Here is a 10,074-nt window from a genome sequence, read left to right on the forward strand (position 1 = left end):
AACAGGTCACCAAGGTCGAGCAGTTGCTGTTGGATGGGCACAAAAAATCCGATGCCAGAAGACTGGCATCGGATTCTGATTGGCTCAGCTGCTTAAGTGAACAGCATTACGGCGCTGGCCGGGGTTTCTCATTGCGACAGGCCTGACCGGTTCGATCAGAAGTTCATGTCGAAGGCGACTTCGCCCTGCACGCCGACCTGGTAGGCCGAGACGCGGCGTTCGAAGAAGTTGGTCAGCTCCTGCACGTCCTGCAGTTCCATGAACGGCAGCGGGTTGCGCACGTTGTACTTCTTTTCCATGCCCAGCTTGGCGAAGTGCTGGTCGGCACAGTGCTGCAGGTACTGGCGCATGTCGCGGGTCGAGATGCCGGCCACGCCGCCGGACAGCACGTCCTCGGCGAACTGCACTTCGCATTCGATGGCTTCGGCCAGCATGTCGTAGACCTGCTGCTTCATCTCGTCGTCGAACAGGTCCGGTTCTTCCTCACGCACCACGCGCACCGACTCGAACGCGAACTCCATGTGCGCGCTTTCGTCGCGGAACACCCAGTTGGTGCCCGAGGCCAGGCCCGGCAGCAGGCCGCGCGAACGGAAGTAGTACACGTAGGCGAACGCAGCAAAGAAGAACAGGCCTTCGATGCACGCAGCGAAGCAGATCTGGTTGAGCAGGAACTGGCGGCGCTCGGCACGGGTCTCGATGCGCTTCAGGTCCTGGATCGAGTCGATCCACTTGAAGCAGAAATCGGCCTTCTTCTTGATCGAGTCGATGTTCTCCACCGCGGCGAAGGCTTTGACGCGCTCTTCCGGATCCGGCAGGTAGTTGTCGAGCAGGGTCAGGTAGAACTGCACGTGCAGCGCTTCTTCATACAGCTGGCGCGACAGGTACATGCGCGCTTCGGGCGCGTTCAAGTGCTGGTACAGGTTCAGCACCAGGTTGTTGGAGACGATCGAGTCGCCGGTGGCGAAGAACGCGACCAGGCGGTGGATCAGGTGGCGCTCACCCGGCGACATCTTGCTGTGCAGGTCGGTGATGTCGATCTGGAAGTTGATCTCTTCCACCGTCCAGGTGTTCTTGATCGCATTCCGGTACATGTCATAGAACTGCGGGTAGCGCATCGGGCGCAGGGTCAGTTCAAAACCGGGATCGAGCAGCATCTGCTTGGGCTTGTCGGCCATGGGTGTCTCGCATGTTCGGCAGTGCGATTTCTCAACACTGCAAGTTGAATCAAATGATTGTGAATCGGGCACTTCCTTGTGCCCATCATACTTCTACTGAAAGTAATACCTTCAGGTTCAGCTTAGTGTTCAGTATCTCGAGGCGGGAACGGATCACGTCCGGGCGCGATGGTGTCCTTGCTACGGATCAACCCATCACGGCCTTTAGTGGTCAGCTCGCCGCCGCCCTGGTTGAACAGCATTCTACGAGCGCTCTCTTCAGCCTGAGCCTGCGTCCCGTGCAAACTGGACGCACGGTCAGAATCATTGCGCTTGTTCGCCCACTGACCGTCTTCACGACGATAAACCATTCGGTCTTGCTTCTTGCTCATAACGATTACTCCTGTACACGAAGTACCTGAGCTTCGAACTTTGATCGGACCACAGATAGCGGTATAGTGACCCCGCTTCTTAGTCGAAGTAGCCGATCAAAGACGTCCCGCCCAAGTGGTTATGGACGTTTTGTGAAGCATCAGAAGGGCCCCGAGTTACAGCTCGGGGCCCTTCTTTTTTGCTTACTGGCAGGCCTCGCAGGCTTCCGGGTTTTCCAGCGAGCAGGCGATGGCTTCGTCCGGGCTGAACACCTTGGCCGGAGCTGCGCTGCTCACCGTGGTCTTGGCGATCTTGGTGGCCGGGCGCGAACGCAGGTAATAGGTGGTCTTGATGCCCTGCTTCCAGGCGTACATGTACATGGAGGACATCGCGCCGATGTTCGGGCTTTCCATGAACAGGTTGAGCGAGGCCGACTGGTCGATGAAGGCACCACGCTCGGCGGCCATGTCGATCAGCGAACGCATCGGCAGTTCCCACGCGGTGCGGTAGACCTCGCGCAGCGTTTCCGGAATCTGCGCCACGCCGGCGATGGAGCCTTCGGCCAGCTTGATGGCATCGCGCATGTCGGCGGTCCACAGGCCCAGCTTCTTCAGCTCGTTCACCAGGTAGCGGTTGACCTGCAGGAAGTCACCGGACAGGGTCTCGCGCTTGAACAGGTTGGACACCTGCGGCTCGACGCACTCGTAGCAGCCGGCGATCGAGGCGATGGTGGCGGTCGGTGCAATCGCGATCATCAGCGAGTTGCGCAGGCCATGCTCCTTGATGCGGGCACGCAGGGCATCCCAGCGCGCGGTGTCTTCCGGCACCACGTTCCAGGCGTCGAACTGCAGTTCGCCACCGGCGGCGCGGGTGTCGTTGAACGACGGGTGCTTGCCGCGTTCCTGGGCCAGCTCGCAAGAGGTTTCCAGCGCGTGGAAGTAGATTGCTTCGGCGATCTTCTTCGACAGGGCGCGGGCTTCGGCGCTGTCGAACGGCAGGCGCTTGCGGAAGAACACGTCCTGCAGGCCCATGCAGCCCAGGCCGACCGGACGCCAGCGCAGGTTGGCGCGGCGGGCGGTTTCGATCGGGTAGAAGTTCAGGTCGATGACGCGGTCGAGCTGGCGCACGGCCAGGCGCACGGTCTCGGCCAGCTTCTCGAAGTCGAACTCGTTGTGCTCGTCGAAGTGGTTGCCCAGGTTGATCGAACCCAGGTTGCACACTGCGGTTTCATCGTTGGAAGTGACTTCCAGGATTTCGGTGCACAGGTTGGACAGGTGGATCACGTTGCCCGGACGCAGGGTCTGGTTGCTGGCGCGGTTGCACTTGTCCTTGAAGGTCATCCAGCCGTTGCCGGTCTCGGCCAGCGTACGCATCATGCGGGCGTACAGCTTGCGCGCGGAGATGGTGCGGTTCGCCTTGCCCTGCGCTTCGGCCTGCAGGTAGGCCTGCTCGAAGGCTTCGCCGAACAGGTCGGTGAACTCCGGCACGACGCGCGGATCGAACAGCGACCATTCCTGGTCGGCCTCGACGCGCTTCATGAACAGGTCCGGCACCCAGTTGGCCAGGTTCAGGTTGTGCGCACGGCGGGCTTCGTCACCGGTGTTGTCACGCAGCTCGAGGAAGTCCTCGACGTCGGCGTGCCAGGTTTCCAGGTAGACGCAGGCTGCGCCCTTGCGCTTGCCGCCCTGGTTCACCGCGGCCACGGACGAATCCATGGTCTTCAGCCACGGCACGATGCCGTTGGAGTGGCCGTTGGTCGACTTGATCAGCGAACCACGCGAACGCACGCGGGTGTAGCTGACGCCGATGCCGCCGGAGAACTTCGACAGCTGGGCGATGTCGCCGTACTTGGAATAGATCGACTCCAGCGAGTCCTGCGGCGAATCCAGCAGGAAGCACGAGGACAGCTGCTCGTGGGTGGTGCCGGAATTGAACAGGGTCGGGCTGGACGGCAGGTAGTCCAGGTTGCCCATGCGCTTGTACAGCGCCAGGGTCTCGGACACATCCTCGCTCAGCGCGCTGGCAATGCGCAGGAAGAACTGCTGCGGGGTCTCGATCACCTTGCGGGTGTGCGGATGGCGCAGCAGGTAACGGTCGTACAGGGTACGCAGGCCGAAGTAATCGAAGTTCAGGTCCAGCGAGATGTCGATGGCATCGTTGAGCTTGCGCGCGTTGGTCTGCACGAAGTTCAGCAGGCGGTCGTTGATCAGGCCGACTTCATGGCCACGGCTGACCGACTGCGAGAAGGCGTAGATTTCCTGGCCCGAGACTTCCTTGGCGATGTAGTTGGCCAGCAGGCGCGCAGCGAGGCGGCCGTACTCGGGCTCTTCACCGATCAGCAGGGCGGCGGTGCGGATGGACAGTTCGTCCAGCTCGCGGGTGGTGGCGCCGTTGTACAGGCCGGAAATGGTGCGGGTGGCCACGCGCATCGGATCGACGGCGTGCAGGCCTTCGGAGGAACGCTGCACCGCGCGCACGATCTTGTTCAGGTCCACCAGTTCGGTCGTGCCATTGCGCTTGGTCACACTCATCGCGTTGGCCGTCGGCGGCGACGTCAACAGGAATTCGCTTTCCTTCTCGATGGTGGCGCTGGATTCGGTGGTCACGGCGTGTGTCCTCTTGGCGTGATTGGTGGGTGCTCGATGCATCGGGTGACGCAGCCCGGGACATGACAGCCCAGGATGGCAGGACGGCGTCGCAGGGGATGAGACCCTGCGCCTGCCACTGCCGTTGACGATCGCGGATGGGTACCCCGGGCACCCCCTGGAATTGGGGTTGCTGCGACCGACGGCCACAAGATAGTGGGGGTAATGGGGTCCGTCAACGCCAAATGTAGTGAAATTCGGCAATCCCTTGCGCCGCAAGGATCGTGCCATCGGCGCCCGGATCAGACGCTTCAGACCTGCCGGAACGGGCTGCGCAGTCAAGCCCGAAAGGCGTCATCGCGGTGGTACAACGCACTGCGGAAACGGAACAATGACAGCTTCACATGACAGTGATGAAACTGGCTAGGGACAACCCTGTGGATAGCTGGTGGGCAGCCGGTGGGAATCCGGTGGACGGGTGACTTCCGGCCGGTGACGCCCGCGCGCTGGCAGCGGATGCTGGCCGCTCGCTCCCGGAAAAGGATGCTCCGATGCACCTGCGGTTGCCCGCGCTGGCCCTGCTGCCTGCCCTGTTCATTGCCCCAGCGCTGGCCGCCGAGGGGCCGGACCTGCGTTCGGACCAGTGCGGTATCCACACCGACTATGACGTGCTGGTGGACAGCGGTGGCATCTGGCTGCGGCATGGCCCGCAGGCGCCGCATGAAGTGGTGTTCCACGACGGCGAGCTGAGCCTGGACGGCAGGATGGTGACGGTCAGCACCGCCGACGCCGCCCGCCTGCGGCAGATGGAGACCGGCGCCCGCCAGCTGATGCCGGCGGCCACGGCGCTGGCCCACGAAGTCTCCGGGGTCACCTTCGACGCACTGGACGCCGCCTTCGAGGCCATCACCGGCAAGTCCCGCAACCGCCAGATGCGTGCCATGCGCGGCGAGATGCAGGACTGGATCGACGCCAGCCTGGGCCGCGGCTACTGGGAACAGGAAGCCTTCGGCGACGGCTTCGACGCGCACATCGACCAGATGGCCGAGACGATGGCCGGGTCGATGACCCGCAGCGTGTTGTGGCAGGTGTTCACCGGCCGCGCCGGCGCCATGGAGCGCCGTGCCGACCGCCTCGATGCCGAAGTCGACCGCCGCATGGAAGCGCGCAGCCAGCAGCTGGAGGCCAAGGCCATGGCGCTATGCCCGCTGGTGCAGTCACTGGCAGAGGCCCACGATGCGCTGGAGGTGCGCTACCAGGGCCAGCCGCTACGGCTGCTGGAGCGCGGCGAGAGCGTGCGGGTGGAGCACGGCGATGGCTCGGGCCTGCATGTGTCGGCCGGGCTGGATGAACGGCCGCGTGACAACGCCGTGGCACCCTCCCGATAACTGCGCGGCGGATGCCGGCCAGCGGCCGGCACTACCGGAACCCTGGCCGGCAACGCATTTACCTGGGTGGCGCCCTCACGCCCGGTGCGGGGTACCCAGGTACTCGGCGCTCTGCATCTCGATCAGGCGCGAGGCGGTGCGCTCGAACGCACCCTGCAGGCGAGTGCCGGTATACAACTCGACCGGCGAGGTGCTGGCGGTACAGACCAGGTTGACGTGGCGGTCGTACAGTTCGTCGATCAGGTTGACGAAGCGGCGCGCGGCATCTTCGTTCAGGCGGTCGAACGCAGGGATGCCGCCCAGCAGCACGGTGTTGAACTCGTGCGCGATCTCGATGTAGTCCGACGGGCCACGCGGGCCCTCGCACAACGCAGCGAAATCGAACCAGGCAATGCTCTTGCCACGGCCACGGACCGGGATCTTGCGGCCCTCGATCTCGATGTTGCCGGTCTTGGCAGGTTGGCCGCCACTCAGTTCGTTCCAGCGCGTCGCCAGCCATTCGTCGCTGTCAGCGGCCAACGGTGCGCGGTACACCGGCGAGCGGGTCAGCGCGCGCATGCGGTAGTCCTCGGTGCCCTCGGCGTACAGCTCGACGCAGAAGCGCTGCAGCAGGCCGATGGCCGGCATGAAACTCTCACGCTGCAGGCCGTTGAGGTACAGGTTTTCCACCGCCGTATTGGAAGTAGTGACCAGGGTCACGCCCTCGGCGAACATCCGCTCCAGCAGCCGCGCCAGCAACATGGCGTCGCCGATGTCGGTGACGAAGAATTCGTCCAGCACCAGCACGCGCAGGTTGCTGCGCCATTCCTGGGCGATCTTCGCCAGCGGGTCGCTCTGGCCCTGATGCTCGCGCAGGCGCTCATGGACGCTGCGCATGAAGCGATGGAAGTGGGTGCGGTACTTCTGCTTGATCGACAGACCGTCGTAGAACAGGTCGACCAGGAACGTCTTGCCGCGGCCGACGCCGCCCCAGAAGTACAGGCCCTTGACCGGCTCGGGCTTCTTCCAGAACGAGGACAGGCGGTCCAGCCAACCGTCCTCGGCACTGTCCAGCAGGCCCAGGTGGATGCGGTCCAGTTCGGCCAGCGCCGCGTGCTGGGCCGGGTCGTTCTGCCAATCGCCACGGGCAACCCCTTCCGCGTACCGCTGCGACGGGGTCAACTCGGTTGCACTCATGCCGCCGCGCCCAGCCAGTGCTTGACGCCGTGGGTCAACGCGCCGCGCAGATCGATCAGCTTGCGGTGGAAGAAGTGGCTGGTCTCGGGCATGCGCACCAGCTCATGCGGGAAGTCCAGCGTGTCCAGCCACTGGTAGACGGCTTGCGGATCGACGATCTCGTCCTGCTCGCCCTGGATCACCAGCCAGCGCGCCGGCGGTGCGATGCCGTCGAAGTCCCAACGGCCCGCCGGCGGCGCGATCGAGACCAGCGCTTCCGGCTGCAGCGCGGCAGCGGCCTTCAGCGACACGAATGAGCCGAAGCTGAAGCCGGCCAGCCACAGGCGGTCGTCCGGGCGCTGGCTGCGCACCCAGGCGGCGACCGCCTTCAGGTCGTCCTGCTCGCCCACGCCGTGATCGAACTCACCGGCCGAACCGCCGACGCTGCGGAAGTTGAAGCGCACCGTGGCGATGCCCAGCTCGCGCAGGGTGGTGGCGGTCATGGTGACCACCTTGTTGTGCAGGGTGCCGCCTTCGGTGGACAGCGGATGGCAGACGATGGCCACGATCGGCTGCACCGGCACATCGGCCTTGGGCAGGTCGACGACCACTTCCAGCGGGCCGGCCGGGCCGTCCAGTTCGAGGCAGGCGGTTTCGCCGGGGGCGACGGGGAACGAAGGCTTGTGCATGGCACCATGATAGCGTCCCCTGCCCCTGCCCTGTGCCCGCCCCATGCTCTACCTGTCTTTGGCCGTGATCTGCAGCGTGCTGGTTTCGGTGTTGTTGAAGCTGGCCAGCCGCCGCCAGCTGGATGTTTCGCAGATGGTCACCTGGAACTATCTGGTGGCGGCAACGCTCACCGCCGTGGTGCTGCAGCCGCCGCTGGATGCGTTGCGCGCGCCGCATGCCCCGTGGCTGTCGCTGCTGGCGCTGGCGGTGGTACTGCCGTCGATTTTCCTGGTGCTGGGCCGCGCGGTGGCGGTGGCCGGCATCGTCCGCAGTGACGTGGCGCAGCGGCTGTCGCTGCTGTTGTCATTGGCTGCTGCGTTCCTGTTCTTCGGCCAGACCGCGACGCCATGGAAGCTGGCGGGTCTCGCCCTGGGCCTGCTGGCGATGGTGGCGATCAGCCTGCGCCCGCGCGGACCGGCGGTGGCGCCCTCACCGGGTGGCTGGGGCTGGCTGCTGGGCGTATGGGCCGGGTTCGCGGTGGTGGACGTGCTGCTCAAGCAGGTGGCGCTGTCCGGCACGCCGTCGATGGCGGCGGTGCTGGCCAGCTTCAGCGTGGCCTTCGTGCTGATGCTGGCACTGCAGCTGTGGCGGCACGCCAGTGGCCGCAGCCGACTGGCCTGGCGCAACCTCGGCGCCGGCGCGCTGCTGGGCCTGCTCAACGGCGGCAACATTCTCTTCTATGTACATGCGCATCAGTCGATGCCGGACAGCCCGGCCACCGTGTTCGCCGGGATGAACATCGGCGTGGTGGTACTGGGCGCGCTGGTGGGTGTGTTCGCCTTCGGCGAAGCGACCACGAAGTGGAACCGCGCCGGCCTGGCGCTGGCGGTGCTGGCGATCGGGTTGATCGCCTGGGGGTGAGCGATTCCCGGGGTCGGATCCCATTCCCACGGAATGGGCTCTGACCCCAATGCACCGGACCCCAATGCATGTCGGGCTACGAACGCGCGGGCCGCACGCGGGGTCAGAGCCCATTCCATGGGAATGGGATCCGACCCCGGCGGTGCGTTATTTGTCGAAACCCAGCAGCAGCGGATCGTGGTCGGAACTGCGCCACGGGCCCTGCACGTTGCGGCCCTGGTAGCCGCTGGCGTCCTGTTCGTCGGCATTGCTGTGCCACTCGGCGGCACCGCGCAGGCGCTTGACCATGCCCGGATTCAGCAGGGCGTGGTCGAGGCGGCCGGTATAGCCGTTGTAGACGTAGCTGTAGGGATGCTCGACCTTGGCGACCTTGAATGCGTCCTGCCAGCCGAGGTCATGCAGGGTGCGGATCGGGTCTTCCATCGCGTAGGCATTGAAGTCACCCAGCAGCACCGCGTCCTTGGCACCGGTACCGGTCGGGTCGGTCTGCAGCCAGGCGTGCAGCTGCTGCGCTGAGGTCACGCGGGTGGCGTTCCAGCAGCCCTGGTTGTCGTTGCGGTCGGCGTCGGCGCCGCTCGCATCGCGGCAGCCCTTCGACTTGAAGTGGTTGGCGACCACCACGAACGGTGCGCCCTGCTTGCCCTGGAAGGCCTGCGCCAACGGCACGCGGCTGTGCTCGACGAACGGGCCGCCGGTCAGCGTGGCCGGCTTGCCAACCGGCTGCAGGCGCGTGCTGCGGTAGATGATGCCGACCCGGATCGGATTGTCACCGGGGCCGCTGCCGGCGTCGACGAAGCGCCAGTCACCCTGCGCGCCGCGATCGCGGTTGAGCGCATCGACCAGTTCGGCGATGGCCGACTGCGGGCCGTAGCCGTCGTTCTCCAGCTCCATCAGTGCAGCGACATCGGCGCCCAGCGCGTTGACCGTGGTCACCAGCTTGGCCACCTGCGCTTTGTGCTCATCCGGCGTGCGCGCACCGCGCAGGGTCGGGAAGCCGCCGCCCTGGCCGTCGCCATTGAAGAAATTCTCCAGGTTGAAGGCGGCCACATGCAGGCTGCCCGGCACCGTCGGCACCGCCGGACGCTTCAGCTCCGGCAACTTCAGCACGCCTTCGACCTGCAGGCGCGGCCGACCCTGTGCATCCACGTGCACCACGCCTTCCACATTGCGCAGCTGCATGCCGGTGCGCAGTACCGGGTTACCCGGCAGGTAGGCCACGCTGGCCGGGTCGCGGGCATCACTGCCGTCGTCCAGCACCAGGCGGCGGCGCTGGTTGTCGGCCATCACCTGCTCGTAGCCCGCGGTACCCGGCGCGGCCACTTCGGTCGGCTGCCAGAGGCGGCCATCGAAGGCCACGGTGAGCTGCCCAAAGCGCTCCAGGCCATCGGTGCCGGCCAGGGTCAGTGGCGCGGCGATGCGCACGTGCTGGCCATCCAGTGCACGCCAGTCGGCCGGCGCGGCGGTCAGCACCACGGTGGCGCTGTTGCGCGCGGCGGCGGGTGACGCGACCGGTGCGACCTGCGGCTGGGCCTGGGCGAAGGCGCCGGCCGGCAGCAGCAGGGACAGGGCAAGAACGAGGGAACGGCGGCGCATCGACGGGCGACTCCATGGAAGAGGCGCACAGACTAACCCTGAAATGCGAAACCCCGCCTGCGCAGCGGGGGTATATGGGCGATCAGGCCTTGGTGGGCAAAGCCTGGTAGTGGCGGGGGGGGGGGGGGGGGCCCCCCCACAAACAGGGGATGGGGGGGTGGTGGGGCCGCGCCGCCCCAACCCCGTCAAACAAGTGAGGCACCAACCACACACACAAGCCGGGGCGGGTGTCTATGG

At 65.6% G+C, this 10,074-nt stretch carries 8 protein-coding genes; 2 read left to right on the forward strand and 6 right to left on the reverse strand.

Annotation, left to right across the window (positions count from 1 at the left end; all coding sequences use genetic code 11):
• Window positions 1-155 precede the first annotated feature (155 nt).
• The 3 genes from AC5O77_RS20945 to AC5O77_RS20955 all read right to left on the reverse strand — a co-directional run bounded on the left by AC5O77_RS20945 (window position 156) and on the right by AC5O77_RS20955 (window position 4,132).
• Window positions 156-1,175, reverse strand: coding sequence for a ribonucleotide-diphosphate reductase subunit beta (locus AC5O77_RS20945; RefSeq protein ID WP_008264781.1), 1,020 nt, complete (start codon window positions 1,173-1,175; stop codon window positions 156-158).
• A gap of 122 nt (window positions 1,176-1,297) precedes the next feature.
• Complete coding sequence (locus AC5O77_RS20950) at window positions 1,298-1,546, reverse strand: DUF2188 domain-containing protein (protein WP_108751840.1); 249 nt, start codon at window positions 1,544-1,546, stop codon at window positions 1,298-1,300.
• A gap of 183 nt (window positions 1,547-1,729) precedes the next feature.
• The gene (locus AC5O77_RS20955) at window positions 1,730-4,132 is read right to left on the reverse strand and encodes a ribonucleoside-diphosphate reductase subunit alpha (protein WP_032128210.1); all 2,403 of its coding nucleotides are present in this window, start codon (window positions 4,130-4,132) and stop codon (window positions 1,730-1,732) included.
• 530 nt (window positions 4,133-4,662) lie between these two features.
• Between AC5O77_RS20955 and AC5O77_RS20960 the strand changes: the two genes are divergently transcribed.
• Window positions 4,663-5,499: a DUF2884 family protein gene (locus AC5O77_RS20960; RefSeq protein WP_478058730.1), complete on the forward strand. Its 837-nt coding sequence runs from the start codon at window positions 4,663-4,665 to the stop codon at window positions 5,497-5,499.
• 75 nt (window positions 5,500-5,574) lie between these two features.
• Here AC5O77_RS20960 and zapE read toward each other — a convergent pair whose 3' ends face one another.
• Together zapE and AC5O77_RS20970 are read right to left on the reverse strand one after the other, a co-directional pair.
• On the reverse strand, window positions 5,575-6,675 hold the full coding sequence (gene zapE, locus AC5O77_RS20965; RefSeq protein ID WP_004136100.1) for a cell division protein ZapE: 1,101 nt from the start codon (window positions 6,673-6,675) through the stop codon (window positions 5,575-5,577).
• Complete coding sequence (locus tag AC5O77_RS20970; protein WP_065724123.1) at window positions 6,672-7,343, reverse strand: alpha/beta hydrolase; 672 nt, start codon at window positions 7,341-7,343, stop codon at window positions 6,672-6,674. Before AC5O77_RS20970 ends, zapE begins: the two co-directional genes overlap by 4 nt.
• Before the next feature lie 43 nt (window positions 7,344-7,386).
• Here AC5O77_RS20970 and AC5O77_RS20975 point away from each other — a divergent pair, with 43 nt between their 5' ends.
• A complete protein-coding gene (locus AC5O77_RS20975; protein ID WP_004136071.1) occupies window positions 7,387-8,244 on the forward strand; it encodes an EamA family transporter in 858 nt (285 codons plus the stop codon).
• Window positions 8,245-8,391: 147 nt separating this feature from the next.
• Here the strand turns inward: AC5O77_RS20975 and AC5O77_RS20980 are convergent, their stop codons facing one another.
• Complete coding sequence (locus AC5O77_RS20980) at window positions 8,392-9,837, reverse strand: ExeM/NucH family extracellular endonuclease (RefSeq protein WP_004136070.1); 1,446 nt, start codon at window positions 9,835-9,837, stop codon at window positions 8,392-8,394.
• Window positions 9,838-10,074: the final 237 nt, after the last annotated feature.

This window comes from Stenotrophomonas sp. INTA L402-1, assembly GCF_059295135.1.

Bases quoted from the DNA above. Each gene is read 5' to 3' on its own strand.
- AC5O77_RS20945 (WP_008264781.1), bottom strand. From the start codon at position 1,175: ATGGCCGACAAGCCCAAGCAGATGCTGCTCGATCCCGGTTTTGAACTG.
- AC5O77_RS20970 (WP_065724123.1), bottom strand. From the start codon at position 7,343: ATGCACAAGCCTTCGTTCCCCGTCGCCCCCGGCGAAACCGCCTGCCTC.
- AC5O77_RS20975 (WP_004136071.1), top strand. From the start codon at position 7,387: ATGCTCTACCTGTCTTTGGCCGTGATCTGCAGCGTGCTGGTTTCGGTG.
- zapE (WP_004136100.1), bottom strand. From the start codon at position 6,675: ATGAGTGCAACCGAGTTGACCCCGTCGCAGCGGTACGCGGAAGGGGTT.
- AC5O77_RS20980 (WP_004136070.1), bottom strand. From the start codon at position 9,837: ATGCGCCGCCGTTCCCTCGTTCTTGCCCTGTCCCTGCTGCTGCCGGCC.
- AC5O77_RS20960 (WP_478058730.1), top strand. From the start codon at position 4,663: ATGCACCTGCGGTTGCCCGCGCTGGCCCTGCTGCCTGCCCTGTTCATT.
- AC5O77_RS20950 (WP_108751840.1), bottom strand. From the start codon at position 1,546: ATGAGCAAGAAGCAAGACCGAATGGTTTATCGTCGTGAAGACGGTCAG.